The 26319-nt window shown below is 43.3% G+C and carries 33 protein-coding genes, 1 other RNA gene and 1 riboswitch; of the genes, 22 read left to right on the top strand and 12 right to left on the bottom strand.

Annotated features, from left to right (window positions below):
- Positions 1 to 27: 27 nt before the first annotated feature.
- A complete protein-coding gene (locus ACWJJ5_RS18285) occupies positions 28 to 1515 on the bottom strand; it encodes an aldehyde dehydrogenase family protein (protein WP_003153776.1) in 1488 nt (495 codons plus the stop codon).
- A gap of 183 nt (positions 1516 to 1698) precedes the next feature.
- On the opposite strand from ACWJJ5_RS18285, the gene ACWJJ5_RS18280 reads away from it, so the two are divergent.
- From ACWJJ5_RS18280 to ACWJJ5_RS18270, 3 genes are all read left to right on the top strand, one after another.
- Positions 1699 to 1902 carry a DUF6501 family protein gene (locus ACWJJ5_RS18280; protein WP_003153779.1) on the top strand — a complete coding sequence of 68 codons (204 nt, stop codon included), beginning with the start codon at positions 1699 to 1701 and terminating at the stop codon, positions 1900 to 1902.
- A gap of 65 nt (positions 1903 to 1967) precedes the next feature.
- Entirely contained in the window at positions 1968 to 2108 is a 141-nt protein-coding gene (locus ACWJJ5_RS18275; protein WP_003153781.1) for a DUF4025 domain-containing protein, read from the top strand.
- A gap of 293 nt (positions 2109 to 2401) precedes the next feature.
- Complete coding sequence (locus tag ACWJJ5_RS18270) at positions 2402 to 2746, top strand: PH domain-containing protein (protein WP_003153783.1); 345 nt, start codon at positions 2402 to 2404, stop codon at positions 2744 to 2746.
- 44 nt (positions 2747 to 2790) lie between these two features.
- Here the strand turns inward: ACWJJ5_RS18270 and ACWJJ5_RS18265 are convergent, their stop codons facing one another.
- Positions 2791 to 3024: a hypothetical protein gene (locus ACWJJ5_RS18265; protein ID WP_003153785.1), complete on the bottom strand. Its 234-nt coding sequence runs from the start codon at positions 3022 to 3024 to the stop codon at positions 2791 to 2793.
- Positions 3021 to 3293: a hypothetical protein gene (locus ACWJJ5_RS18260; RefSeq protein ID WP_014418114.1), complete on the bottom strand. Its 273-nt coding sequence runs from the start codon at positions 3291 to 3293 to the stop codon at positions 3021 to 3023. Before ACWJJ5_RS18260 ends, ACWJJ5_RS18265 begins: the two co-directional genes overlap by 4 nt.
- Positions 3294 to 3363: 70 nt before the next feature.
- Here ACWJJ5_RS18260 and ACWJJ5_RS18255 point away from each other — a divergent pair, with 70 nt between their 5' ends.
- On the top strand, positions 3364 to 3846 hold the full coding sequence (locus ACWJJ5_RS18255) for an Hsp20/alpha crystallin family protein (RefSeq protein WP_003153787.1): 483 nt from the start codon (positions 3364 to 3366) through the stop codon (positions 3844 to 3846).
- On the opposite strand, the gene ACWJJ5_RS18250 is transcribed toward ACWJJ5_RS18255, so the two are convergent.
- Entirely contained in the window at positions 3833 to 4066 is a 234-nt protein-coding gene (locus ACWJJ5_RS18250; protein ID WP_014305194.1) for a hypothetical protein, read from the bottom strand. The genes ACWJJ5_RS18255 and ACWJJ5_RS18250 overlap by 14 nt on opposite strands.
- A 92-nt stretch (positions 4067 to 4158) precedes the next feature.
- On the opposite strand from ACWJJ5_RS18250, the gene gerPC reads away from it, so the two are divergent.
- From gerPC to ACWJJ5_RS18215, 7 genes are all read left to right on the top strand, one after another.
- Positions 4159 to 4539, top strand: coding sequence for a spore germination protein GerPC (gene gerPC, locus ACWJJ5_RS18245; protein ID WP_077722450.1), 381 nt, complete (start codon positions 4159 to 4161; stop codon positions 4537 to 4539).
- Positions 4540 to 4622: 83 nt separating this feature from the next.
- Positions 4623 to 5114, top strand: coding sequence for a TraR/DksA family transcriptional regulator (locus tag ACWJJ5_RS18240; protein ID WP_003153790.1), 492 nt, complete (start codon positions 4623 to 4625; stop codon positions 5112 to 5114).
- A gap of 144 nt (positions 5115 to 5258) precedes the next feature.
- The gene (locus tag ACWJJ5_RS18235) at positions 5259 to 5885 is read left to right on the top strand and encodes an FMN-dependent NADH-azoreductase (protein ID WP_454022601.1); all 627 of its coding nucleotides are present in this window, start codon (positions 5259 to 5261) and stop codon (positions 5883 to 5885) included.
- Between the two features lie 214 nt (positions 5886 to 6099).
- A non-coding RNA gene (gene ssrS / locus ACWJJ5_RS18230) (6S RNA) lies at positions 6100 to 6285 on the top strand.
- Positions 6286 to 6392: 107 nt separating this feature from the next.
- Complete coding sequence (recQ, locus tag ACWJJ5_RS18225) at positions 6393 to 8171, top strand: DNA helicase RecQ (RefSeq protein WP_070081962.1); 1779 nt, start codon at positions 6393 to 6395, stop codon at positions 8169 to 8171.
- Positions 8172 to 8406: 235 nt separating this feature from the next.
- The gene (locus ACWJJ5_RS18220) at positions 8407 to 9279 is read left to right on the top strand and encodes a 3D domain-containing protein (protein WP_003153795.1); all 873 of its coding nucleotides are present in this window, start codon (positions 8407 to 8409) and stop codon (positions 9277 to 9279) included.
- 161 nt (positions 9280 to 9440) lie between these two features.
- Entirely contained in the window at positions 9441 to 9833 is a 393-nt protein-coding gene (locus ACWJJ5_RS18215; RefSeq protein WP_025852307.1) for a hypothetical protein, read from the top strand.
- A 31-nt stretch (positions 9834 to 9864) separates the two neighbouring features.
- Here ACWJJ5_RS18215 and ACWJJ5_RS18210 read toward each other — a convergent pair whose 3' ends face one another.
- Both ACWJJ5_RS18210 and ACWJJ5_RS18205 read right to left on the bottom strand, forming a co-directional pair.
- On the bottom strand, positions 9865 to 10842 hold the full coding sequence (locus tag ACWJJ5_RS18210) for a S66 family peptidase (RefSeq protein ID WP_025852305.1): 978 nt from the start codon (positions 10840 to 10842) through the stop codon (positions 9865 to 9867).
- 65 nt (positions 10843 to 10907) lie between these two features.
- Positions 10908 to 11411: an N-acetyltransferase gene (locus tag ACWJJ5_RS18205; protein WP_014305189.1), complete on the bottom strand. Its 504-nt coding sequence runs from the start codon at positions 11409 to 11411 to the stop codon at positions 10908 to 10910.
- 188 nt (positions 11412 to 11599) lie between these two features.
- Here ACWJJ5_RS18205 and ACWJJ5_RS18200 point away from each other — a divergent pair, with 188 nt between their 5' ends.
- Together ACWJJ5_RS18200 and ACWJJ5_RS18195 are read left to right on the top strand one after the other, a co-directional pair.
- Complete coding sequence (locus ACWJJ5_RS18200) at positions 11600 to 12382, top strand: VLRF1 family aeRF1-type release factor (protein WP_172614750.1); 783 nt, start codon at positions 11600 to 11602, stop codon at positions 12380 to 12382.
- 144 nt (positions 12383 to 12526) lie between these two features.
- Positions 12527 to 13063 (top strand): DUF420 domain-containing protein, encoded by a 537-nt coding sequence (locus ACWJJ5_RS18195; RefSeq protein ID WP_003153801.1) that lies wholly within the window; start codon positions 12527 to 12529, stop codon positions 13061 to 13063.
- Between the two features lie 64 nt (positions 13064 to 13127).
- Here ACWJJ5_RS18195 and ACWJJ5_RS18190 read toward each other — a convergent pair whose 3' ends face one another.
- The gene (locus ACWJJ5_RS18190; protein ID WP_003153802.1) at positions 13128 to 13793 is read right to left on the bottom strand and encodes a lysozyme family protein; all 666 of its coding nucleotides are present in this window, start codon (positions 13791 to 13793) and stop codon (positions 13128 to 13130) included.
- Between the two features lie 191 nt (positions 13794 to 13984).
- On the opposite strand from ACWJJ5_RS18190, the gene czrA reads away from it, so the two are divergent.
- On the top strand, positions 13985 to 14317 hold the full coding sequence (czrA, locus tag ACWJJ5_RS18185) for a Zn(II)-responsive metalloregulatory transcriptional repressor CzrA (RefSeq protein WP_007407993.1): 333 nt from the start codon (positions 13985 to 13987) through the stop codon (positions 14315 to 14317).
- Positions 14318 to 14346: 29 nt separating this feature from the next.
- On the opposite strand, the gene ACWJJ5_RS18180 is transcribed toward czrA, so the two are convergent.
- Positions 14347 to 14868 (bottom strand): hypothetical protein, encoded by a 522-nt coding sequence (locus ACWJJ5_RS18180; RefSeq protein WP_025852285.1) that lies wholly within the window; start codon positions 14866 to 14868, stop codon positions 14347 to 14349.
- Positions 14869 to 15092: 224 nt separating this feature from the next.
- Between ACWJJ5_RS18180 and ACWJJ5_RS18175 the strand changes: the two genes are divergently transcribed.
- The 4 genes from ACWJJ5_RS18175 to csaA all read left to right on the top strand — a co-directional run bounded on the left by ACWJJ5_RS18175 (position 15093) and on the right by csaA (position 17541).
- Complete coding sequence (locus ACWJJ5_RS18175) at positions 15093 to 15812, top strand: MBL fold metallo-hydrolase (RefSeq protein WP_025852283.1); 720 nt, start codon at positions 15093 to 15095, stop codon at positions 15810 to 15812.
- Positions 15812 to 16378, top strand: coding sequence for a TetR/AcrR family transcriptional regulator (locus ACWJJ5_RS18170; RefSeq protein ID WP_031379043.1), 567 nt, complete (start codon positions 15812 to 15814; stop codon positions 16376 to 16378). Before ACWJJ5_RS18175 ends, ACWJJ5_RS18170 begins: the two co-directional genes overlap by 1 nt.
- Before the next feature lie 51 nt (positions 16379 to 16429).
- Positions 16430 to 17140: an AraC family transcriptional regulator gene (locus ACWJJ5_RS18165; RefSeq protein ID WP_101563093.1), complete on the top strand. Its 711-nt coding sequence runs from the start codon at positions 16430 to 16432 to the stop codon at positions 17138 to 17140.
- Positions 17141 to 17208: 68 nt separating this feature from the next.
- Complete coding sequence (csaA, locus tag ACWJJ5_RS18160; RefSeq protein WP_025852277.1) at positions 17209 to 17541, top strand: chaperone CsaA; 333 nt, start codon at positions 17209 to 17211, stop codon at positions 17539 to 17541.
- A gap of 688 nt (positions 17542 to 18229) precedes the next feature.
- Here csaA and ACWJJ5_RS18155 read toward each other — a convergent pair.
- Positions 18230 to 18586, bottom strand: a complete 357-nt coding sequence (locus ACWJJ5_RS18155) for a winged helix-turn-helix transcriptional regulator (protein ID WP_014417586.1) — start codon at positions 18584 to 18586, stop codon at positions 18230 to 18232.
- 168 nt (positions 18587 to 18754) lie between these two features.
- Here ACWJJ5_RS18155 and ACWJJ5_RS18150 point away from each other — a divergent pair, with 168 nt between their 5' ends.
- Positions 18755 to 19501, top strand: coding sequence for an SDR family NAD(P)-dependent oxidoreductase (locus ACWJJ5_RS18150; RefSeq protein WP_070081958.1), 747 nt, complete (start codon positions 18755 to 18757; stop codon positions 19499 to 19501).
- A 377-nt stretch (positions 19502 to 19878) separates the two neighbouring features.
- On the opposite strand, the gene ACWJJ5_RS18145 is transcribed toward ACWJJ5_RS18150, so the two are convergent.
- Both ACWJJ5_RS18145 and ACWJJ5_RS18140 read right to left on the bottom strand, forming a co-directional pair.
- Positions 19879 to 20160, bottom strand: a complete 282-nt coding sequence (locus ACWJJ5_RS18145; protein ID WP_102422266.1) for a hypothetical protein — start codon at positions 20158 to 20160, stop codon at positions 19879 to 19881.
- A complete protein-coding gene (locus tag ACWJJ5_RS18140) occupies positions 20153 to 20731 on the bottom strand; it encodes a MarR family winged helix-turn-helix transcriptional regulator (RefSeq protein ID WP_102422267.1) in 579 nt (192 codons plus the stop codon). Before ACWJJ5_RS18140 ends, ACWJJ5_RS18145 begins: the two co-directional genes overlap by 8 nt.
- Positions 20732 to 20930: 199 nt before the next feature.
- On the opposite strand from ACWJJ5_RS18140, the gene ACWJJ5_RS18135 reads away from it, so the two are divergent.
- A complete protein-coding gene (locus ACWJJ5_RS18135; RefSeq protein ID WP_031379048.1) occupies positions 20931 to 21155 on the top strand; it encodes a hypothetical protein in 225 nt (74 codons plus the stop codon).
- Positions 21156 to 21376: 221 nt separating this feature from the next.
- Here ACWJJ5_RS18135 and ACWJJ5_RS18130 read toward each other — a convergent pair whose 3' ends face one another.
- On the bottom strand, positions 21377 to 23440 hold the full coding sequence (locus ACWJJ5_RS18130; protein WP_102422268.1) for a molybdopterin oxidoreductase family protein: 2064 nt from the start codon (positions 23438 to 23440) through the stop codon (positions 21377 to 21379).
- A gap of 146 nt (positions 23441 to 23586) precedes the next feature.
- Positions 23587 to 23679: riboswitch (SAM riboswitch) on the top strand.
- A 122-nt stretch (positions 23680 to 23801) separates the two neighbouring features.
- Here ACWJJ5_RS18130 and ACWJJ5_RS18125 point away from each other — a divergent pair.
- Both ACWJJ5_RS18125 and ACWJJ5_RS18120 read left to right on the top strand, forming a co-directional pair.
- Positions 23802 to 24818, top strand: coding sequence for a 2-hydroxyacid dehydrogenase (locus ACWJJ5_RS18125; protein ID WP_070082715.1), 1017 nt, complete (start codon positions 23802 to 23804; stop codon positions 24816 to 24818).
- The gene (locus ACWJJ5_RS18120) at positions 24811 to 26274 is read left to right on the top strand and encodes an FGGY-family carbohydrate kinase (protein ID WP_173612983.1); all 1464 of its coding nucleotides are present in this window, start codon (positions 24811 to 24813) and stop codon (positions 26272 to 26274) included. Before ACWJJ5_RS18125 ends, ACWJJ5_RS18120 begins: the two co-directional genes overlap by 8 nt.
- The last annotated feature ends 45 nt before the right edge of the window (positions 26275 to 26319 follow it).

Raw genomic sequence — 26319 nt, 5'->3', positions numbered from 1 at the left:
CTGACAGGCAGCAGTTTCTTGTTTGATTTAATCTTCCAGGTTGATCCAGACGCTTTTCACTTCTGTATAATTATTCAGCGCGTAAGAGCCCATTTCCCGCCCGAGGCCGGATTGCTTATAGCCGCCGAAAGGAGATGCCGCATCGAAAACATTGTAGCAGTTGACCCAAACGGTGCCGGCTTGGAGACGGTCAGCAATGTAATGGGCGTTTTTCACATTTTCAGTCCAAAGTCCGGCTGCAAGGCCGTATTCCGAGCGGTTCGCCCGCTCAATGACTTCATCTACCGTATCATACGGAATGGCGGCTAAGACCGGGCCGAAAATTTCTTCTTTTGCGATGGTCATGCTGTCATCCACATCCGCAAATACAGTCGGGGAGACAAAATACCCTTCTTCAAACGGGCAGCTGCCGCCCGCGACAGCTTTGGCTCCTTCCGCTTTTCCTTTTTCAATATATGAAAGCACGCGCTCATGCTGTTCCTGACTGACGAGCGGGCCGATTTGTGTATCTTGGTGAAGGCCGGCGCCTTGCTGAAGCGATTTCGCATATGAAACCATTTCGCTGACGACCTCATCATATTTGTCTTTGTGTATGAAGACACGGGAGCCTGCGCAGCATACCTGCCCCTGATTAAACATGACCCCGTTTAAAGCGCCGGGAATGGCTTTCTTCAAATTGGCGTCAGGCAAAATGATGTTAGGTGACTTTCCGCCAAGCTCCAGTGTCACGCGTTTAATTTTTTTTGCTGCTTTTTCCATGATTTTTTTGCCGATTTCTGTAGAACCGGTAAAAGCGAGTTTATCGACATCGTCATGGTTGGTCAGCGCTTCCCCGGCCGTCTCGCCGAACCCTGGGACAATATTGATGACGCCGTCAGGGAAGCCCGCCTGATCTATTAATTCCGCTAAATAGAGGGCGGTCAGCGGTGTCTGCTCCGCCGGTTTCAAAACGATTGTGCAGCCTGTGGCAAGGGCGGCGCCCATTTTCCACATCGCCATAAGGAGCGGGAAGTTCCAAGGGATGATCTGCCCCACGACGCCGACAGGCTCATGGCGGGTGTAATTAAAATATGAGCCGGCGACCGGAATTGTTTGTCCGGTTATCTTTGTAGACCACCCGGCATAATAACGCATATGCTCAATTGCGAGCGGGATATCCCCATTTGTTGTTTCATTAATCGGTTTTCCGTTATCAAGTGTTTCAAGCTGCGCGAGTTCTGTTTTGTGCTCTTCCATTAAATCGGCAAGCTTATACATCAGCCTGCTTCTGGAAGCGGCCGGCATAGTGCGCCATTCGCCGTGATCAAAGGCTTTGCGTGCCGCTTTCACTGCACTGTCAATGTCTTCTGTCTGTGCCTCGTAAAGCGTCATCAGCGTTTCTCCGGTTGCCGGATTCGGTGTGACAAATGTTGATCCTGAAGCGCTCGGAACAAATTTTCCGTCAATATAAAGTTTCTTCGTACCCTGTAAAAATGTTTCCAGCCTTTTTGTGATCTGCATCGTTAAAGAACTCATTCGTAACAAACCTCCCGAAATTTTTTTATGGTCTGTTTTGAGCATCTTGATGTCCGCGCAAAGTAAGCGCATACAGTCATTCTATAATAACACCCCCAGTAAAATCAATCGATAACCGTTATTGCAATTCACAAGAAAAAACGGCTACAATAAGCTTATCGATTAAGAAAAGGAGTTTTATAAATGATTCATAATAATTGGCAGACAAAAGAAAGCGTCAAAAAGGTCAAATGCGTACATACAGATGCGAAAAAATACATTGTCAAAAATGTGCTGACGCCGGGTAAAGAGTATGAAGTCAAAAATGAAACAGAAGAATTCATTTTTGTTGCAGACAATACAAACAAAGTCGGAGGCTTCTACAAAGAGTATTTTGAAGAAGTTTAAGGCTGAATGAATTCATTTTGCCTGAGCCATACTAAAAAAGACTACATATAAAGGGTGGCTGCAAAATGAAAAAAACAGAGCAAGACAAACAAAATAAAACATCAGATCAGCTTCAGCAAGTGCAACCTGAAGAAGGCACCGACACGACGATGGAACAAATATCAGATACCTATAAAGAAGGAACAATTGAAGATACGGATCGTTGATGTTTTGTTGAAACCGCGGCATTGGAGAAGCCGCGGTTTTTTATGGCGAAAATAAAAAACTGACTTTTCGAAAAAAATACCGTTTTCTTGAAACCTTTTCTTCCGCTGAACCGTATTACTTCATAACAGCGGCACCTTTCGCGAAGGGCTTTTTTGATGAACGTTCTAAAAATGTAATCTGTTCGTAATGGTTTAAATGCCGTCTATGTCGTATTCTTATATAGGGATAAAGAACTTATTTTTTTATGATTGTAATAAAACAATAGTATAGAAGCAGAAAGTGGGGTTCTTCATTGGGAATTTTTTCTGTCAGCAGATCAACCGACACAAAAAAGCTGGAGGCTTTGCTCGTTGAGGGAGAACGGATCGAAACGATTTATAAACTGCGGGTTGACCAAATATGCTTTACGAATAAACGAGTGATTTTCTTTGATAATAAAATGTTCTCCAAAAAGAAAGTGCGCGTATTTCTTCCATATAAAACAATTGAAAGCTTCGCCATTCAAGAAGCGGGGATGTTTGATCCCGATACCGGGCTTGTATTAATGACAAGGGGAAAAACTTTCGAATTGGAATTTGCAAAAGAAACGGACTTGACTGAGGTTCAAGCCATCTTAACAAAATACTTATGCAGTTAAATATCACATAAAAGCCATCCGAATGCATGCGGATGGCCTTTTTATTATATAATGCTTGTTTTTCCGGAGTTCGAATCAATGAGATCCGGATCAGCGATAGAACTGATGGGGATATAAATCGGCGCCAAATCACCATTTTCTTCACCGAATCCGTAGTTGATCTTATTGGATAAAAAATAATCGATCTGCTGATACGGCCCGATCGTAATGGAAGAACCGCGGTCGACCGCATTTACTTTAAAGCCTCCTACATTTACCAAAACCGGCGAAAACATCATAATGGGCCTCCTTTTCCGGCAGGGATTTTATCGCATGCAGACTCAAAGGCAGACGGAGAATCAATTTGATCCCGGTCATCCACTTTGCCGTTCGTGCCGATGAAGCCGCTTGCATCTCCGAAGTTCTGTCCGTATCCCTGATTCTTTTTATCAGAATTCTGCCATTCCGCCAGTAAATTTTGTCCGACATTCACCGCTGAAGCATTTTCAAAGGAATTAATTTTCAACATGAAAATATTAATATTGATATATGGAGTTGGTTGAACCACAGGCAAACCTCCTTTAATACAGGTGTATGCCGGCTGTTATGACCGTATGCTTAGACAGGGGGCGATAAAAATGGATTTCGATAAGATGAAGCAATGGATGGAAATGGCGCAAAACATGTCCGGCGGCGACTTTTGGAAAAACGTTTTTGATGATGAACAACTGAAATCATTTCAAAACGGCCATTCTCATTTTCCCTTTCAACAGGGAGATGGGCAAATGAGAAGAAATGAGGATGCTTTTCCTCTTATTGATATTGTGGAAACTCATGATGAGCTCCAATTTTTGCTGTATCTGCCCGGCTACCGGAAACAAGATGTTCAGCTTTTGTCCTATGGAGAATATATTGTCGTAAAAGGCACGAGAAAATCCTTTTTCAATGAACAGGATTTTAAACAGAAGACCGGAAAATACGGCGATTTTGAAAAAAAACTCGATCTTCCGCATTCCGCTCAAGGTACGAAGGGAATGCAGGCGGTATTCAAAGACGGGATTTTATATATATCGATTGCTAAACATCTGGGGGATGCAAGCCAGATCATTATCGAAGGCTGATCTTGTTCGCTGTGCCATCTATCAGATCTGAATCATCGATACTCATGATAGGGATGGCGACAACGGTGCAATCACCGTTTTGTTCACCGTACCCTTCATTTCTTTTATTGGCTGCTGTGTTTCTCACCATAACGGAAGAGCCGGTGTTAAAAGCCGCTCCGCCGCTGATTCCGTTCATTTTTATATACTCAAAGTTGATAACGGATGGAAAAAACATCATGATTCGCCTCCTTTTTGTATATCATGTTTATATATTCGCAATACGGGACGCATAGAACTTTCCAAGAGTGACGGGGAAAGAAGTGATTTTCTTTGAAAAAAATAATGAAAGAGATTTTCAAAAAAGTGTGTGAAGAAGAATTAGACCGGCTTAAGAAAGTGGAACAACAGCTTGATGAGCTTCAGGATAAGTGTCATTTTGAGCCGCAAACGGTTGAAGGAGAAAAAACATATGTCCATATTGAGCACGTCAAAGTGGACAAGATTGAATACAATATTGATTTTGAACAGCTGAGTATAGAAGAGCTGAGCGGTATGCTGAATATCGGCGCCACTTACCATACACCGGAGCACAGGCTCAAACAAGCCTGCGCTGAAGAAAGTCGGGACAACCCGCAAAATGATGCTGCGAAAGAAAAAAGACAGACAAAGCAGCAGACACCCAATGTCACCATCAGGGGGAGAAAGCATTGACCCCCATTGTTTCATCCTCCTTTTTCGAGGGTATGTATTAACAGATGCAGCGAAGAATACAGACGAAAAAGGAGATGATGAATATGTCATTATCAAAAGAACAGCAGGACAGCCTTTATCATAAATTAATCGATTTAAAGGAAAGTCTTCAGGGAGAATCAAAAGAAAATCATTCAATGAGCGAAGACACAGGAGAATTGTCGAACGGAGTAGATAATCACTTAGCGGATCACGGAAGCATTTATTTGGACAGGGTCACGAATCAGACGCTGGACGGTGTCGATCAGAATCTTTTAGATGAGGTGAACGCCGCGCTTGAACGAATGGATAAAGGAACATACGGGATTTGTGAGAAAACGGGAAAAGAAATTCCTTATGAAAGACTTGAAGCCGTTCCGTACGCCAGAATGACCGTCGAAGCGCAGCGAGAAACAGAAGGGGATGTGAAAACAGACGCTCCGTCATATGAAAGGGAATTTCACGAGCAGGTGAAAGACCTCTCAAATAAAGAAACCGTTGATCAAAAAAGCTCACAAACTTACGAAATCCTGGATCGCGAGCAGGATTCACAATAATAGCAGCAGGTACATTCATATGTACCTGTTTTTTTATTCCATAAAAAATCTCAGAATCGAAATAAAATCATTGACTTTATATAAAAAAGAAAGTAACATACTATTTGTAAGTAAATATTAAAAGATTACCGGGAGGAATTTAGAATGTCTCAAGTATTATTTGTAAAATCAAGTGACCGTACGGCTGAAGAAGGCGTGTCCGTAAAATTATACGAAGCGTTTCTGGCTGCTTATAAAGAAAACAATCCGAATGATGAAGTGATCGAACTTGATCTTCATAAAGAAAACCTTCCTTACCTCGGAAGAGATATGATTAACGGAACATTCAAAGCTTCAAAAGGAATTGAAATGACAGACGAAGAGAAAAAACAAGCGTCAACTGCTGACATTTACTTAAATCAATTCGTCAAAGCTGACAAAGTCGTGTTTGCATTCCCGCTTTGGAACTTCACAGTGCCTGCTGTGCTTCATACTTATGTTGATTACCTGTCTCGCGCAGGGGTTACTTTCGCATACACGCCTGAAGGCCCTAAAGGTCTGATGGGAGATAAAAAAGTAGCGCTCTTAAACGCACGCGGCGGCGTATATTCTGAAGGACCGATGGCATCTCTTGAAATGTCATTAAACTTCATGAAAACCGTTCTCGGTTTCTGGGGTGTCCAAGATCTTCACACTGTTGTCGTTGAAGGTCATAATGCTGCACCGGATAACGCTCAAGCGATCATTGAAAAAGGACTGCAAGAAGCGAAAGATCTGGCTGCAAAATTCTAATTGCCATAACTCTTGCGCCCCTACAGGGTGTGAGAGTTTTTTCTATTATAGAAGAAACTGGCGGCAGCTTTCGATCTGATCTTATATTGATATATTGATATTTTGTCGAAAAAACAATTTTTATGTAGAATAAAGCATTTTTTACAAAGAAAAAAGGTTTTCTGTAAAAGAATTAACCCTCTTGCCAAAATACGACTGATGGTGTAGGATATAAGAGAAGCTACATTGTTCGTATTGTTAATTAAGTTTTAACCTTTAAGCTGTAATAGGGAGTTTTATATCGAAGCCGGAATGTCATGCCTCCGTTGCAGAGGACGACAGGAACGCTTCTGCAAACACCCACTTTGAGGAGTGGTGGTTTAAAACTTTCTTACTTGCGTACGGCATACGTAGCGAAAGCCATTTCCCTTGCGGAGATGGCTTTTTATTTTGAATTGCCCTTGAGCAGCGTACTTTATCAGTATGATAAAATGAAAGAATCAAAGACAAAGTGAGGTTTTACAACATATGCTGGATAAAGCCCAATCCCTTCTGGCGCATTATTTTGGCTACGACAGTCTTCGCGCGGGCCAAAAGCAGGCGATACAATCAGTTGCAGAGGAGAGGAAAAACACGGTCTGCATTATGCCGACGGGGGGCGGAAAATCAATCTGCTATCAGATTCCCGCACTGCTGTTTGAAGGAACCACAATCGTTATTTCCCCTCTTATTTCTTTAATGAAAGATCAAGTGGACGCGCTTGAAGAAGCGGGTGTCGCGGCAGCTTATATTAACAGCACCCAGACAAGCCGTGACATTCATGAGCGCCTGACCGGTTTGAAACAAGGGGCTTACCGGCTCTTTTACATCACACCGGAGCGTTTGACTTCTTCTGAATTCATTCACATCCTGCAGAATATTACGGTTCCTCTTGTCGCCATTGACGAAGCTCACTGTATATCGCAATGGGGACATGATTTCAGGCCGAGTTACCGGAATATCGAAATCCTTTTTAATGAATTAAAAGAACCGCCCGTCATCATCGCCTTAACGGCGACGGCTACGCCTGAGGTTCATGATGACATCTGCAAGCAGCTTCATATTAAGAAAGAACAAACTGTATATACCGGTTTTGCCAGAGAGAATTTAACGTTTAAAGTAGTAAAGGGCGAAAACAAAGACCGGTTTATCGAGCGGTACCTCGAAAAAAATAAACACGAAGCCGGCATTATATATACAGCGACAAGAAAAGAAACCGACCGTTTATATGAGAAATTAAAACGCAGCGGCATCAATGCCGGCCGTTATCACGGCGGATTGGCGGATGATGACAGAAAAGACCAGCAGGAGCGTTTTCTTAACGATCAGATACAAGTGATGGTAGCTACGTCCGCTTTCGGAATGGGAATCGATAAGAGCAACATCAGGTTTGTTTTACACGCGCAGATCCCGAAAGATATGGAGAGCTATTACCAGGAAGCCGGACGGGCCGGGCGCGACGGCCTTAACAGCGAGTGTGTGCTCTTGTTTTCGCCGCAGGATATTATGGTGCAGCGTTTTTTAATAGACCAATCGGCCGCCGGAGAAGAAAAACAAAAGCAGGATCTCAAAAAACTGAGACAGATGGTGGATTACTGTCATACGGAAGATTGCCTGCAGCGGTTTATTCTGAAGTATTTCGGCGAGAATGAGGCGGAAGCTTGCGAAGCATGCGGCAATTGCACTGATACAAGGACCGCCCATGACGTCACAAAAGAAGCGCAGATGGTATTGTCATGCATCATCAGAATGAATGAGCGTTTCGGAAAAACGATGGTGGCGCAGGTGCTTAGCGGGTCTAAAAATAAAAAAGTGCTGGAAAACGGCTTCAGCAGCCTGTCCACTTACGGCATTATGAAGCATCAATCCGCAGCGGAAATCAGTGATTTTATCGAATTCCTTATTTCAGATGAATATATCAGAATGGCGGACGGCACATTTCCGACGCTTATGGTCACCCAAAAAGGCAGGGACGTTCTGCTTGGAAAAAGCGCAGTCGCGAGAAAAGAAGCCTTACAGGCCGCCGCCGTTACCGAAAATGATGAATTATTTGAGCTTCTCCGGCGTCTCCGCAAAGAGATTGCAGCTGAACAGGGTGTTCCTCCATTTGTTGTGTTCTCAGATCAGACGTTAAAAGAAATGTCGGCGAAACTTCCGAAAACAGATCAGGATCTTCTTTCCGTAAAAGGGGTCGGGGAACAAAAAAGATTGAAATACGGAGCGGTTTTTTTAGAAGAAATCCGAAATTATGTAAGAGAAACAGAGTGAAAAAAAGTTTTTTTAGAAATTTGCACATTGTGTTTTTCATCGGCGCCGGAAAAATCAGAAGCTTGAAAACCCTTGCTGTATCAAGGTTTCAGCAAGACTTACCAAGCGAGAGAAATGTTTCATGTAAAGGAACTGTAATCTAATTCAAATCGTTTTGTTATTGAACTGACATTTTCATATGTTACGATATCACCTGTTAGCCGCCAATAAAAAGCTAACAAGGGAGGATTTACTTATGAAGAAGACGATTATGTCCTTTGTCGCAGTTGCAGCAATTTCAACAACTGCATTTGGAGCTCACGCTTCTGCTAAAGAAATCACGGTGCAAAAGGGTGACACGCTCTGGGGGATCTCGCAAAAAAACGGAGTGAACCTAAAGGACTTAAAAGAATGGAATCAGTTATCTTCTGATTTAATTATTGAAGGAGAGAAACTGACTATTTCTTCAGTAGAAACAACCACATCTGGGCAGTACACAGTGAAGCAGGGCGACAGCCTCTGGAAAATTGCTCAGAAATTCGGAACATCAGTCGGCAATCTGAAAAGCTTGAATAACTTGCAATCAGATATAATTTACGCAGGCACAACGTTAAATGTGAAAGGTCAGGCTCAGGCTGCACAGCCGGCTCAAGAAGCCAGCCAGCCGCAAACTGAACAAAAACCAGCTGCTGAGACAGAACAGCCGAAACAGGAAGCTGTCAAAAACGAGCAGCCTAAACAAGAACCTGTTCAAGAACAACAACAACCTAAACAAGAAGCGAAGGCTGTCGAAGCAAAACAGCAGCCTGTTCAATCAAATACAAACCAACAAGAGCCTAAAAAGCAGCTGACAATGACTGCAACTGCTTACTCTGCTAACGACGGCGGCATTTCCGGTGTAACGGCAACCGGTGTTGACTTAAACAAAAACCCTGATGCAAAAGTCATCGCGGTAGACCCTAGTGTCATTCCGCTTGGCTCTAAGGTTTATGTTGAAGGTTACGGAGTGGCAACAGCAGCAGATACAGGCGGCGCAATTAAAGGAAATAAAATTGACGTATTTGTTGCAAAGAAAAGTGACGCTAACAACTGGGGCGTCAGAACTGTAAATGTTAAAGTATTAGACTAGTTTCATATAGAGATGAAGAACACAAGGCGAAATGCTTTGTGTTCTTTTTTTCTTCCCTTTTTTGACTGTATATAATCGTTATATGCGGAAAAAGAAAAAGCGTTTCTCTAATATAATAAGGAATGGATGTGAAAACGGAATCTGAAGGGATGATGAATCTGATGGAGCCGGAATTTATATGTTTATGGAATGCCTTCACAGAATCACCAGTGTTTCAAGCATGTATATGCACCGCTTTCGTCATTGTGCTCGTTATCGGACTGTCTATGCCTGCTGTCAGGCTGTTTCAGGCGCTTGACAGAGGGAGAGGAAGGCCAGCCGTTATTGAAAAGGTGAGAAGTACTGGCGTGATGAAGAATGGCAGGCACGAGCTTGTACTTATTTTAAACGTAAAAAACCAAGACGGAACGCATGATAAACGTGAACTGACACACGCCGTATATAATGAAGAGATCAGCCGTTTTTATGAAGGAGCTTCCGTATGGGTGACGGCAGCGGCTGGCGGACGAATTATGATCGCTCCGCGCACGCCGCGGCATAAGGCGTCAAAATAAAAAGACGGGGCGGTTTTCCCGTCTTTATGTATTAATGCCGATCAATCCATATCCGTCCGCCTTCTGAGCCGGCTTCTATCCTGCATGTTCCTCCGATCGGGAATGTCATCAAAGGGGAGGTATGGCCGAAATCAGCATTTGCGATAACAGGCATGGATGACAGTTCTTCTTTTGTATGGATGACGGTACGCAGAGCCTCCTCAGACACATTTGAAGCATGCTGGAAACGTCCGATGACAATTCCCTTCACGGCTGAAAAAGCGGGAAGATGGATGAGTGACTGCAAATCCCGGTCAAACATATGAATGTCCGACATATGATCATCTTCTATAAACAGAATCACTTGTTCCATCTCCGGAAAGTATTCCGTGCCCTGCAGAAGATTCAGCGTGCATAGATTTCCTCCGATCAGTGTTCCTTCCGCATATCCGGGTTGAATAACGAGCGGTCCCGGATTCCGATAAAAACGTCTGTCCTCCTGGTTCAAATACCATTTATCATCACTCCACTCGGATGAAGGTTTTACCTCATACGGGTTGTCAGAAGCACAGCAGGCCAAGAAAGAGTCAATCGTATAGTCCAGCCCTTTTTTCATGGCAAATGAAGAAAAATGGGGACCGGAATATGTAATAAGGCCGGTTTTTTGATATATGGCATGGCCGAGAGCGGTAATATCTGAATAGCCGCAAAGGATTTTCGGATGCCGCTTGATGTTTTCATAATCAAGATAGCGGAGCAGCTGATTTGATTGGAACCCGCCGAGTGTCGTCAAAATCGCTTTGATGTCAGGATCAGCGAAAGCTTCGTGCAGATCCCGTACACGCGATTCAATCGATGATGAATGAAATTCATTTATTTCTTTTGCATTCTCTGAAAAAGAGACACAAAAGCCCAGCTCCTCCAATTTTGTCTTCGCGGCATTTATATTTTCATCTGACATAGCGGACATGCTTGTGGCCGGAGACACAATACGAATGCCGTCGCCTTTTTTCAATTTTTCCGGATACAAAAAAAAACCCTCCTTAAATGGTTTAATCTATTACACCATATTAACGAGGGTTTATCTATCATTTTTTACAGGTCGACCCATTTAATGCCGCCTGATTGCGTATCATTGTCAATCCAGACATCAAATTGATGTTTTTCATAAAAATGAACGAGCCGGTCGACATGATCCCAATCACGCTTAGCGATGTCGCCCGTCACTTTCGGGATATTCTGCTCTCTGGCGATATGTTTTAAAAATTTCATGCAGATCGAGCCGTAGCCGTGGTTCGGCGGCCCTTTAATGTCCCCGATATGAATGGCATTATCATAATAAGAGGCGATCAGTGAAAAACAGCCTCTTCCCCGGTAGGCTGATTCACAATCAGTCAGCATAATCTTACATGTTTGGCCATCATCAATCGAGGAAACAATGATCCAATCGTCATTGTTCGATTGATCAATACCAAGCACTCGCGCGTCTTTTGATACATCTATCAGATTTTCCCGCATTCTGAAAATCTGAAATTCAAGTTTATGAAGCTCTTTTTCCAGCTCTTTCTGATCTCTTTCTTCTGCAGTAAACAAAATCATACTCCTTTCACAGTGTAAAAGTCTTAGTCAAACACAAGTATCCATTGTAGTAAATGATGTCTTGGTTTGTAAATGGGTTTTGCAAAAACTTTTTTAGAAAAGTCTGCCGTTTATATGTGGATTGACGTTTTTAAGGCGGTACGGATAGGGAAAGGAACAGTGAGCAGCGGAAAAAGGAGGAATCTATAATGGCAATTGATTCACTCATCGGCAAATTGAAGTACGTAATGACGGAATCTCCTGATAAAATGCTTTCCTTATATGTAAATACGGATATGAGAAATCCGGATCAGCAGGGGGGAGAGTGGAAAATCGCCTTGAAAACCGGTTTTCGGAGATTAAAAGAGTATCTGTCTGTAAGTGATCCGGAAGAAGAAAAATCTCTCGTCCGCATCATGGAACGTGTCTATCAATATATCGATGGGCTTGGTAAAGAGATGCCGCGAAGTCTCGTATTTTTTGCATCGGGAGAAGGCGGCATCTGGGAGACGATTGAATTGCAGGTGCCTGTCGAAACACGATTTTATTGGGAAGAAACGGCTGTCCTTGATCAATTAGAACTTCTCCGTGAACAATTTCCGAGCACGGCTTTTATTCTCACCCAGCAGAATGAAGTGAAGATCATAGAAACCGTACTCGGAAAAATTGAAGGGGTGGAGCATTATCAATACGACGTCATCAATGAATCGTGGAAACCGCAGGATGTAAGCGGAAGCTCCGCATCGATGGAGGAAGACGCCGCCAAAGCCCATGTCGAAGAAAACCAAAACAGGCTGTATAAACGATTGGCTTCAAACCTAGATCAAAAGGCCGCTTCACACCAATGGGAGCGTCTCGTAATCGCAGGGGACAAAGAAACAGCCGATATTCTCGATCAGCATATGAATAAACCGATAGATCGGATCATTCCAAAAAATCTGTTGAATGAAAACGAACATAAAGTGATAGAAGAACTGTTGAAGGAAGCATAATATGACGAAAGGCCGGGTCTCAAACACCCGGTCTTTTTAGGGCTTAAGTTTGTCTAATTTCTGACGAAGCGGACGAAACCGTTGACATCAAAGCTGAATTCTCATACCATTTGGATAGTCAGTAAAATTGAGAGAGGTCATAAGATGAATCAGACAGAAAACAAACCTAAAAGTTATACCGGTATCGTGCTGACATTGACCGTTTTGATCAACGGGTTAATTGCGGTGCTGTTTTTTATGCCGAAATCGGGACAGGTCAGCATTGCCAATATTCATATTCTGCCGATGTTAAATGCTATTTTTAACAGCTTTACTTTTATCTTTTTGCTGGCAGCGCTCTTTATGATTAAGCAAAAAAATATTCAAGCGCATAAACGCTTTATTTTGGCGGCGTTTACGACGACTCTGCTGTTTTTGATCTGCTATGTCGTGTACCACTCGATAGCTGAGAATACTTTATTCGGCGGCCACGGCATCATTCGGGGGATTTATTTCTTTATTTTGATTACGCACATCTGTCTTTCCGCCGTTATCGTGCCGCTTGCGCTGTTTACGCTGATCAGAGGATTCAGCATGCAAGTGGAGCGCCACAAAAAAATCGCGAGATGGACGATGCCGCTCTGGCTGTATGTCAGTCTGACGGGTGTCATTGTATACTTAATGATCTCACCGTATTATTAAAAAAAGCCGTGCTCTGCGCGGCTTTTTTCTATTGATGGAAAAAGGCGCCTCATCAGGGCGCCTTTTACTCTTCAAGCGTTTCAAGTGTTGTTACATTTAAGGATTGTTCAACGGTTTTTGTTTTTGCTTTTACTTTTTCTGCGTACGTGTAATCACCATAGCAGTAGGGATAACGGAAATTGTCTTTGTTCCCTCCGCAAGTGTAAAGTTTCGGATTCTTTTTGACCTGCTGCTCGGAGTATTGTTTTGCCAGTTCCTCAGTATGCGATCCTCCATGTTCAGCCACAAAATCAATATAGCCGGCTCCCATGTTGTAGCTTTGTATAATCGTATCCAAGTCTACGCCTTTTTTCTTGCCTGTTTGGTACATGAGAGTGAATTGTTTGATTCCCTGTTTGATACTGGTTTGAGGGTTTTTAATCTCATTTCGCTTTAAACCCAGAGATTCTGAAGACTGCATGGGATCATTTCCTCTTCCTTTTGACTCCTGATATATCATGCCGAGTACAAGCGATGTATATTTGGTGAGTCCTTTTTCATCCAGCTCGTCTTCAACAAGCGGTTTGTAATCTGTCAGCCGTTCAAGCACGATCGGTTTGACATCAAACGGAAGACTTTTGAGCCATTCATTATTTGAAAATAACAGAATGAGGAAGAAGGAAACCATGACAAAAACACATATCATCATAAGACCCGCGGCAGCGAAACAGCCTTTTTTCTTTTTCTCCACTGTGTTTCACCCTCAATTTCAGGAGCATTATGACTTTTTCATTATGACACAGGTGAATGCGCGAAACCAAGCGGAAACCCGTATTTGAAACATAAATTTAAAATAACGGTTCTTTTGTCAGGCGCAGGATGTATCTGCATCAAATGACATTTGGTATAATTGGGCTACTTGAGAAAAGAAGGGTGAGGTATATGACTGAATTTCACGAATCCGGAAACACGAATGACCCCGCTGTCGATTTAGATGAGGAAACTTTATTTTTGGTTGCCCAGACTTTTAAGGCGCTGTCTGATCCGACCAGAATCAGAATTCTCCATTTGCTGTCACAGGGTGAACATGCGGTAAATGATATCGCAGAAAAGCTGAATTTGCTGCAGTCTACCGTTTCTCATCAGCTGCGTTTTCTTAAAAATCTGCGCCTCGTCAAATCACGCAGAGAAGGAACATCCATCTATTATTCACCTGAGGATGAACATGTGTTAGATGTGCTTCAGCAAATGATTCACCATACGCGGCACGATTAAAAAACATCCCTGCTTTTTAGACAGGGATGTCAGCCGTACTGACTGTTATTGGTTTGGTCTCTGCTCGTTTTTAAAACATAAAAAGAGAAGCCGCTGTAATAAACTGCGATGAAATAAAAGATACTGATGGTCAGCGGATCGGCCCCGACCGTTTGGCTGTATGCCTCCGGATGGGTAAAGTCCGCTGTGACCCGGTATATTTCAATAACGCGATAAATAAATCTCGATAGGAATAACGTTAATAGAATAAGTTCAATCCACAGGTGAGTGCGAAAATACATTTTTCCGCGGCGTTCTTCAAAAGAAATGTTCCGTTTGGCAAACAGGACCAGAAGCCAGCCGCAAAAAGTGCCGAATATAAGATACCCGTATAAAGCCGGGTGTGTGATGCTGAAAAACGCCAGAGCGGCGGCCAGCAATGAAAATAAAATCATTCTTGTGTAAAGCCAGCGGGGTTTCAAAGGCTGAAAGCCGACGGACCGTTTCACCTTTTTATACAGAAAAAAGGCAATCATTAAGACAGGGCAGATGCTTTGAAGTGTGATATGCATGATGTGGAACTCCCCCTCCGTTGAGTAGTGTATGCTTATCCGGCTGGTTTTAGTAGTCTGATTTATTCGCAGGCTGAAAGCATCTTTTATCACAGTATGCGCGTTTCTTTTTTTGGCATGAGAGAAGCGCCCGCGCCTTTTTCAGGATTTAGACAGAAAACGCTTGATAAACTAACGGCATTAGTTATAATAAAACTAATGATATTAGTTTTAGGGGGATGTTGATGAGAATCTTACAATACGGAAGGGTTTGGCAGCTGACTTTTTTTCCAGCGCTTTTCCCGGTGAATTGTTATTTGGTTGAAGAAGAAGAAGGAGTAACCCTGATTGACGCCGGACTGCCTAACAGTCATAAAGGAATCAAACAAGCATTGCGGCAGCTTGGGAAACCGCTGAATGACATATTACTCACCCACGCGCACGGGGATCACATCGGTTCGCTTGACTCATTAGCTGCGGAATTTCCGGATGCTTCCGTCTGTATTTCTGAGCGGGATTCTTTCTTGCTGAAAGGTGACACTTCTTTATTTGAGCATGAAGCACAAACGCCGATAAAGGGGGGAGTGCCGAAAAATGTTCAGACTGAACCTGATCGCCTGCTGAAAGGCGGCGAGCGGATCGGATCTTTACTTGTCATTCCCGCTCCCGGTCATACGCCGGGAAGCCTCGCTTTTAAAGATATGAGAAATGATATGCTGATCGTCGGAGATGCCTTTCAAGTACGGGGCGGCCTTGCTGTTTCAGGGAAGCTGAAATGGAAATTTCCGTTTCCGGCTTTTGCTACGTGGAATAAAGAAGAAGCTGTAAAAACAGCAAGAACGCTTATCGCTCATCAACCAAGCAGTCTGGCCGCCGGACATGGAAATGTTCTCTGCAATCCCGTTGAAATGATGGCTGAGGCTGCTGAGGAAGCCGAACGAAGCCTGCCGGGAGGCCGATCATAATGTCACCGAGAGTCGGGATGAGCCTTGACATGATATTGAGAGCCGCAGCAGGTATCGCTGACGATAAAGGGCTGAACGAAGTGACGCTTGCGGCCGTTGCAAAGTCCTTAAACGTAAAACCGCCTTCCCTTTATAATTTTGTCAATGGCCTTCAAGGAATTAAAACAGAGCTGGCTGTCTCCGGTTTAACTATGTTATATGAAAAAATGGCGGCCTCTTCAGAAGGACTGACGGGTGAAACGGCTTTGCTCGCTCTTGCCGATGCCTATATCAATTTCGCAGAAGCCAATCCCGGATTATATGACGCAACATTTCAAAAGATAAAAGACGGCCGGATTGAGAATCTGTCAAGCCTGCTTGTAGAGCTTGTTGTCAAGCAGCTGACAGCTAACGGTTATGCACAGTCTGACACTGCGATTCATGCTGCGAGAGGACTGAGGAGCCTTCTTCACGGATTTGCCGTGTTGAGAAAACAGAGTGCATTTGAATTAACCGAATCAATTAAAGAAAGTCGGAAGTTTGCAGTTGTTGCTTTCCTAAGAGGTTTACAGATGAGGGAACAATAATATTATTATGTAAACTAAATAAAAAAACGCATCATGTAAAAGGAGGGACAAATGGATTCATTACAACATATCATCTGTGAGCGGCGCACCTATTCACATATTTTTGATTCTCATGCACACACATACTGCCAAATGCTCTTTCCGCTCGAAGGACAGCTTGACTTGGAGACAGAAAGGCGTGAAATCAGATTAAAACCTGATCAAATGCTGTATATTCCGCCCGGGCATGAACATCGGTTCCGTTCTTTGGAGCGAAACGAATGTCTCGTTCTCGACATACCGGCATATTTTTTCAAAGGTCCATTTGACCCCGGCGTTCTGAATAAGCTTGATCCTTTTTGGACATCGATTCGGTTTTTGCTGACAGAAGAGACAAAGCAGCAGTCGGCTCATTCATTGAGTCTGCTTGCAGAATATATTGCTGAAAAGATACAAGAAAACCGTACGAATGATTCAATTGCGTATATCCGCCGAAATCTCTCAAAGACTTTTACAATTAAAGAGCTTGCCGCAATGGAACATTACCACCCGGCGTATTATTCCGACTGGTTTAAAAAGCAGACGGGGAAAAGCCCGCAAGCTTATATTGCTGAGCTCCGTATGAAGAAAGCGGAACAAATGCTTATTGAAACAAAATGCCGGCTGACAGACATCAGCCAGGAGGTCGGCTTTCAAAATTTGTCTTCTTTTACCAGATGGTTTGTCAGACATAAGGGAATAACGCCGCGCGTCTTCCGAAACACCTTTCAATCTGATAAATAATCCTGAAAATCGGTTAAATAAACTGCGTCTTTTTTTGATATCATGATTGTAAAAAAGGAGTTTTTGATATGGCAGTCATCGAAGATTTTATCAAGCTCGATCTCAGAATAGGAACGATCGTAAAAGCGGAAGTATTCCCGGAAGCAAAGGTGCCGGCCATTAAGATGACAATAGATTTCGGCGAAGAGATCGGCATGAAACAATCAAGCGCCCAGATTACAAAACGGTACGAACCGGATGATCTGACGGGCAGGCAGGTTACCGCTATTGTCAACTTTCCGCCGCGGCGGATCGCCGGATTTAAGTCAGAAGTTCTCGTTCTCGGCGGCATCCCGGAAAAAGGAGACGTTGTCCTGCTTACGCCAGAGCAGACAGTACCGAACGGAACGAAAATCGGATAATAAAAAAAGACGTTTGCAGAAGCAAACGTCTTTTGCGTATTGAGGCGATACACCACACGCCACATTCGTGTGTGCCGCAAGGGCATGTGCATCGGCTTACACAATTCAGCTCATCGCTATATGAATATAGCATGCCGGGTGTGGAAATGCAAGAGATTTTTTAATATATGTTATATCTGGCTTTGTTTTACCGATCCCCGATTCCTTCGTGTAAGGTTTCGTTTGAAATTTTATGATCTTGAATAAAGCAGTTCGAGAAATGCAAGAGGGAATTTGAGCAAATTGTGACCCGAAGTGTGACCCCAAATCCATTATTATGAGCTGTCAAAAACGTTGTTATATCAATCAAAACGTACTGAAAATAAAGTGAATACAAGGTGTAAGTGTGACCTGGAATTAAAATCCGGGTCTTTTTGTGTAAAAAATACATGCGAAGAGACCATATAGGCATTAAATGTTATTACTGATGTCTTCATTTATCTTTTTGCTAAGTTTCTGAACCTTCTTTTTAACATTTGAAATAGCTCTATTTTGAATTTCATCAAAGTTCTCCTGAATATAGTCCATGACACTTCTTATTAGAACTTCACTTTCAAAATTGAATATCTCATTTATTTCTGACTGTTCTTCATCTGTCAGGTGATGGTATTGAAGTTGTTTAGCATTTGCTTCAGCAGCTGCATCAATCCTAACTTAGTTGTTCTGGCTGTACAATTTCATATTCACCTTCTGCATACTCTTGCTCCGCATAATGGCCTCCCCATTGACAGAGCTCCTGCAAGATAGGTTTAAGAGATTCTCCAAGTTCAGTGGATGAATATTCAACCTTCGGCGGTACTTGATTATACATCTTTCTGCTCACAAGTCCACTGGCTTCAAGCTCTCTAAGTGTTTGAATCAGCATTTTCTGAGTTATATTTGGGATAATGCGCTTTAATTCACTCGTTCTCTTTGGTCCATTCATTAAAAAGTATAATACAAGACCTTTCCATTTTCCGCCAATAACTTCCTTTGTCACTTCAAACCCACAGCTAAATTTTTTCATGTCTAAAGCTCTCCATTCCACATTTATTACTTTTTAGTTACTATATCACAAAAAAGTGGGTACTTCCGATAATGTGCTTACTGAAGGATACTATATCTTGTAAGTTGTTCTTCAAGTACTTAAAGGTACTAGACATAAAATAAAATTAATTCTAAAGGAGTGTTAAGTATGGGTAAATTTGAAGGTAAAATAGCGCTTGTAACGGGTGGAACAAGTGGGATTGGTCTTGCTGCAGCACAAAAATTTGTAAACGAAGGTGCATATGTTTATATCACGGGACGTAGACAAAACGAACTTGATAAAGCTGTTAACCAAATTGGCAAGAACGTAACCGGTGTTCAAGGTGATATTTCTAAGCTTGAAGACTTAGACAAACTATATGACATGATAAAGCAGGAAAAAGGTAAGTTGGACATTCTTTTTGCTAATGCGGGCACCGGAAGCTTCCTTCCATTAGGTGAAATTACTGAAGAGCAGGTTGATAGAACGTTCGGCATTAACGTTAAAGGAACCATCTTTACTGTTCAAAAAGCGTTATCACTATTCCCGGACAAAGTAGGTTCTATTATTGTAACGGGCTCTACTGCTGGATCAATTGGCAACCCAGCGTTTAGTGTATATGGAGCATCTAAAGCAGCATTAAGAGCACTAGTTCGCAACTGGATTCTTGACCTAAAAGATACTGAAATCCGTGTAAATGTGGTTAGTCCAGGAGCTATTCTTACACCTGCCTACGATGAGCTTTTTGGTGATGCACTTGAAGAAGTAATGGAAAATAGCAGAAATACTGTTCCAGCTGGAAAAGTTGGGACACCTGAAGAAGTAGCAAACGCTGTATCTTTCCTTGCTTCAGACGAAAGCAGTTACTTGACGGGTGTTGAATTGTTCGTAGATGGCGGGCTAGCACAGGTATAATTTCACTGCGCAGAGATTACAAATCGTCCCCAAAAAAGGTTAATGGGGATTTACTTGAAGAAGTCGTTTTCCTTAAAGGACAGGGAATTCGACTTTTTATGTTTAAATTTGATTAACGTTGTAAATTCGCATTTTCCTGGGCTACCACTAAATGACCTGTAAAAAAGATTACTTTGTGAATAAATGTACTTAAAGTAACGGGAAGGAGAATGTCCAGTTGTTATTTGGAGTGAATTCGGTGGCTATAAAGAACTTAATTCTGCCTTATAAAGTTCTTTTATGAAAGACTTCATGAGATGAAAGAAAACTGGGAAGAAGATGAAGACTGGGACGATTAATAAAAGAAAGCTCTCTTTTAGAGAGCTTTTTTCAGATTTTCAATTTTTAACAGGCTTTATAATGAGCAAACAGGCATTGCTCAAAATACTCGCCGCGCCTATCCAAAGCAGCCATTGTGTTCCGGTCAGCCATGAGGCAGTTAGGATAAAGAGTCCAATGGCAATTGATATATAATTGCCGGCTCGGTCCAGTTTACGGTTGCAATGAATTTTATATTTAGTATGAGAAATAAATTGATCAATTTTATCTTTCAGCTCATAGCATTTTTCCTTCATCTTATCCTCTGTTTCTTTTACTTTTCGATAAAGCATATTATTCATCGTCTGCACTCCCATATCGCCGTTTTGAAAATTCAGCCATGATTTTTTCTTCATAGTCATCTGAGATGAATCGTGCCTGGTCTTCAACTTTCAAATGTGCTTTTTCTTCAAAACCATCCTGTTCTTCACCATCAAAACGATAAAGTTTTTGCAATAGCCTCCAGAATGTTTCAACTTCTTCAGTTGTGAACTCATGAAACATATCCGCTAAAAAATAGGTGGATCTTTCTGAACAGGAAATTAACGCTTTTTTTCCTTCAGGGGTAATCTCAATATTGATTGCACGTTTATCCAGTTTGCTTGGCACCGTGTGAACATATCCTTTTTTCGCGAGGCTTGAAATTAATTTGTTAGCGGTTTGTTTTGTTGTGCCCAGCTTTTTAGCGATATTCATAAGTGTGGTATCTTCCGTCGGTAAATGGGCAATAGCAATAAGAGCCATATGCTGTCGGGAAGTTAACATTTCTAAGTATTCGTCCCCCCGAGTCTGCACCTTATTGACAACCGAAAATAATGATGCGTAACTTTGTTGCATAAAATGCAGTTCCTTCATTAGTAATTTAATATCCATAAATTATCTCCCATCTAAATTGTCACCATGTTGACAATTACAATATACATCACAAAGGGAAATAAGTCAACATGGTGACTAATGGGGACGGGTACGGCTGTTTTCAAAAATGTCACAGGCAGTCGGAGTGTTTACAAAAGGGGAAATAAGTATAATAAATGCGAAAAGGGCATTAATTCAAAGTGAGAAGGTGTTTGACATGCAGAAAGTGAACTGGTCAGAACGGTATGAATGGTTCAATAAACAAGATGAAAAAGACGGGCGTTTAATGGCGCTCCTTCGTCATGAGCTTACATATGAGGAAGTCATACGGTTATATAAGAAAGGGTTTTATTTGAAATCTAAAGAAGGGGATGTTTCGTTACGTAAGAACGATATCTGTCGTATGTTTGGGGTTGAAGAGAGGCAGGGCGGAAAATCTTAATGAACGGGAAGAGAAAAAACTCTTCCCGCTTTTCATAGCAGCTGTTATTCTTTTTCCAGCATGGAAGTCAGCCATTCTCTTAATGCCGTCTTCTGCACATACCGCTTTCCGTTTCTCGTGATATGCGGAATGTCATATATCCAAACCTCCAATAAACGTAATCATTTTTTATACGGTGAAGCCGGCCGAAGGATTCAGCCTTCAGCAAAACCGCCGGGCGTTTATTGCGGACGGTTTTGATTGCTGAGCTTTTCCACCTGCACCTTTCCGGAGAAGAAAACAGCACCTCCGCCCATATCCGCCAGCCGATCGGGCGTGAGTGAATTGACGAGCTGTTTTTTATCATCCATATCGGCCCAAAGACCTTGGCTCACCGCAACGCCGGGAAGCACCTGTTCGCCGACCGAAACAGTCAATTCGCACTCTCCGCGGTGATTCCAAACTCTAACGGTTTCTCCGTCTTCTATGTTCCGGCGTACAGCATCTTCTGTATGAATAAAAAGTTTTGGCGCTTTTTCCAGTTTTACGTGTTTTTCGTTATTTGAAAATGTCGAATTTAAAAAATTATGATTCGGTCCCGGGACAAATAAAAGCGGAAAATCGTCATCGCTCTCAAGAGGGATGTGTGTCGGCAGCGCCGGATAACCGTCCTGTTTCATCTTTTCCGAATATAATTCAATTCTTCCGCTCGGTGTCTTGAGCTTTCCCGGAAAAAGCGGTTTTTTCCGTTTGGCTTTCATAAAGGAATGGCATGAGAGCGCCTCGTAATCAATATCCTCGATATACGGATTGTCGGGAAAGTCCAGCGCCTGTCTGATTAATTCTTCATCGGAATCCTGAAGCTCCTGCTCGGTAAATCCCATTGCTCCGGCAAGCAGACGGAACACTTCCGTATTCGATTTGCTGTCCCCGTAGGGTTCGATCACCGGTTTTTGCAGCTGAATAAAATGATGCCAGTAAGACGTGTAAAAATCCGTGTTTTCAAAAGCGGATGAAGCAGGGAGCACGATATCCGCATATTTGGCGGTTTCCGTTAAAAATAAATCGTGAACGACTGTAAATAAATCCTCCCGCAGCAGGCCTTTTCTGACTTTATTCGCTTCCGGCGCAACCACTGCGGGATTCGTACCGTAAATAAACAGGGAGCGCACGGGCGGTTTTGTTTCTAAAAGAACGCTTCCGAGCCTGTTCATATTAAATGATCGCGGCTTCCGGCCGTAAAGCAGATCAGGCCGCTGGAGCGCTTGTCTGTTATAGTTTAATACCGCGCTGTTGTGCTTGATTGCGCCTCCTCCGGTGTTGAGCCACTGTCCTGTAACAGCCGGAAGGCAGGCGACGGTGCGGACGATCATTCCGCCATTGTCATGGTGCTGAATGCCGTTTCCAATCCTGATAAGGGAAGGGGAGGTTTCCCCGTACATTCTCGCAAGGCGTCTGATATCGTCGGCTTTAATGCCTGTAATAGAAGAAACCGTTTCCGGATCATAGTGTTTAACATGCGCTTTTAATTCTTCACTGCCTTCGGTGTATTCTGTGAGAAATGCTTCATCGTGAAGGTTTTCGTCGAATAAGACATGCATGATACCGAGGGCGAGTGCGGCATCTGTGCCTGGGCGAATGGGAATAAACCAATCGGCAAGCCGGCCGGTTTGGTTCTTATGTACATCGATAACGACAATTTTAGCCCCTTTTTTCCGGGCTTTTTGAGCAATCATGATTTGGTGCATATTCGTGCTGACGGCATTGATCCCCCAAAAAATAAAGAGCTTTGCATGTATGGTCTCCTCCGGATCAGTACCCGCTCCTTCTCCCATTGTATAGTTATAACCTTCAGATCCGGCTTTGCTGCAAATCGTCCGTTCGAGATGACTCGCTCCGAGACGATGGAAAAAACGGCGGTCCATTCCCTCTGCCGCCAGTTTTCCCATATTGCCGTAAAAGCTGTACGGAAGAATGCTTTCCGCTCCTTCTTCGGCAATAAGCTCTTTCCAGCGCGAACTGATCGTATTGATTGCTTCCTCCCAGGAAATAGGCGCAAACGCGGCTTCACCTTTTTTACCGATCCGTTTTAACGGAACGGTTACGCGCTTCTCATCATAAATACGCTCAGCCATGTGTCTGACTTTGTTGCAAATATTCCCTGATGTGACCGGGTGATCGGGGTCTCCCTGAATGTTAATGATTTTTCCGTCTTTTTTTGTCACAAGCAAGCCGCATTGATCGGGACAGTCTAGGGAGCACACCGACTTAAAGACCCCGTTCGGCTGTGTTGCAGCAGAATTCATAGCCCATTTCTCCTCTTTGTTTATAATGTAAGCATTATAACATTTCAAAATCGAACGTCAATTCAGAAAAAAGTGTTGACATCACGGAAAGACTTTTCTATGATGAGTTTATTCTTTTAAACAGCCTGACAATTTCATCATTTTATTTTCTATCCAGAGAGGTGGAGGGACTGGCCCTATGAAACCTCGGCAACATTTATTGTGCCAATTCCAGCAAGCGTATGCTTGAAAGATAGGAAAGAATGGTCTATACATATTTGTGCGCTTCAAGCGGATAAAGACGGTATATGAATCTCTTTCCTTCTTTGAGGAAAGAGATTTTTTTTATGAAAAAATTTATGTGAAAAGGATGTTTTGCACCATGACGGTTTTAATTACCGCGCCATATCACGACGAGGGGCTGAAGGAGCTGACTGAGCTGTTCGGCCGGACTGTGCACCGGCCGTGGAAGAAGCACGGCCGGGCCTATCGGGAAGATGAATTGATCCGAATGATTCAAGAGACAAACGCGTCGGGGCTTATTACTGAACTTGATGAGGTGTCTGAGCGTGTTATTGACATATTGCCGGATTCCGCTTTTATCGGTGTCTGCAGAGGAATGCCGTCTAATGTGGATATTGCGGCGGCGACTAAAAGAAAAATCCCCGTTTTCTTTACACCGGCCCGCAATGCCCAGGCCGTTGCTGAAATGTTTATCGGAAATGTGATTTCATTTTTGCGTCATACGTATTCTTCCCATCAGTGGCTGAAGGACAGAAAGTGGAATGGTGATTATTTGCAGGCTTACGTCAAATTCAGAGGAAATGAGCTGACGGGGAAAACAGTCGGCCTTATCGGTTTCGGAGCTGTCGGACAGAGAATCGCCCGGCTATTGGCCGCTTTTGATTGCAAGGTGCTTTACTATGATCCATTTGTCCGTCATGAAAACCGGGAGTATGAAAAAACGACGATTGAACGGGTATTTTCTGAAAGTGATATTGTTTCCGTTCACTTGCCGCGCACAGAAGAAACCATCGGCCTTATCGGCGCCCGGCACTTTCAATTGATGAAACAGGAAGCTGTTTTTGTCAATACGTCAAGAGCGGCGGTTACAGACAGGGAAGAGCTGCTGCGGGTGCTGAAAGAACGGCGGATTAAGGGAGCGATCCTTGACGTGTTTTATCATGAACCGCCTGAATCTTCTGATTATGATTTGATCTCTTTGCCGAATGTGTTCGCGACTCCCCATTTAGCGGGCGCAACATTTGAAGTGGAAGATCATCATGTGAAGATTTTAAATGAAGCGCTTTTCAAATGGAAACAAGATCAAACCTGCTCAATACGTGAACTTTATAACAAAAGAGAACTTGAAACGGAAGGAGGAGGCTGTAATGGCTGAACAAAAAGGCTACCTTGTATTTGACATCGGGACGGGGAATGCGCGAGTTGCGGTCGTGACTGCCGGCGGCGAAGTGACCGCGCTTGAAAGGGAAGACATCGAATATGTGACGGATCCGCTTTATCCGGACGGACGATATTTCTCACCGGAAGGGTTATGGACGCAAATCAGCGCTATGGCAAGAAAGGCTATTGCCAAGAGCCCTCATATTACATTAATCGGAATCACCTCAACAAGCCAGAGGCAGGGAATCGTTCTGATCAATAAAGATAAAAAGGCATTTCTCGGTCTGCCCAACATTGATAACAGAGGGCGTGAATGGGAAGGCGGGATTGAGGCAGAAGAAGTGCATCAGCAAACCGGACGCCTTCCGAGCGCTTTATTTTCCGCCATGAAACTTGTCGGATTAAAAGCCAGACAGCCGTCTTTATGGAAAGAAGTGAAGTGCATCACTAGCGTCAGTGACTGGGTGACATTTGAGCTGAGCGGAATTTTAAGCTATGAACCGTCACAGGCTGCTGAAACACTGCTGTTTGACGTAAGGAAAAAGGCGTGGTCAGAGAAATTATGCAACATCTTCGGTGTGCCTTCTGCCATTCTTCCTTCACTCGTCCGATCTGGGGCGGTTGTCGGAATGTTAACGTTTAAGAAAGCGGCGGTGCTCGGTCTTTCTGAAAGAGTGCCTGTGATTGCAGGCGGGGGAGACACACAGCTTGCCATCAAAAGTGCAGATGCAAAGCCGGGAGATATCGTCATCGTATCCGGCACAACGACGCCGATTACAAAGATAACAGCGGAGACCGGAACCGAAAGTTTAGAGAATGCATGGCTGAATTGCCATACAGAAGAAGGTCAATGGCTTCTTGAAACGAATCCGGGTGTAACAGGACTCAATTATCAAAAATTAAAATCCATTTTTTATCCGAATGAATCCTACAGCGTCATGGAACGGGAAATCGCAAGTCTGCCGAAACATGATCATGCCTGTATTTCTGCGTTAGGCTCCTATTTATCGCCTGAGAAAAACGCACTGGCAAAAGGCGGATTTATATTTGACGCTCCCCTGTCCCAAAACTTAAGCAGAGCCCATTTTGTTAAAGCCGCACTGCTGGAAATCGCTTTTTCAATCAAATGGAACTATGAGACGTTAACAGAGGCGGCTTCCTTTTCACAAGATTATGTGAAGGTGTGCGGCGGCGGTTTCCAAAGTGATGCTTTGACGCAGTTTCTTGCTAACCTTCTTCAAAAGAAAATCTATAAGAGAGAGGGGTTCAGCCAGGCATCCGCAATGGGAGCGGTGATGATTTGCAACGAAGCTCTCGGTGTGAAAGCAGAGCTTTCGACCCGCACAAAGATAATTGAGCCGGAAGCGGATCAGACGGATCTCTTCCTATATGAAGAATGGAAACATACGCAAAAATTATTTACTCATTTTCAGCCGGCGGTGAAAGCCTGACTTGGGGATGAGGTGACAACATGAAAGATTGCTGAGGAGGAACAA

The sequence above is a fragment of the Bacillus sp. JK74 genome (assembly GCF_053663395.1).
The sequence above is the reverse complement of the archived record's forward strand: the minus strand, read 5'-3'. Positions and strand labels throughout refer to the sequence as shown.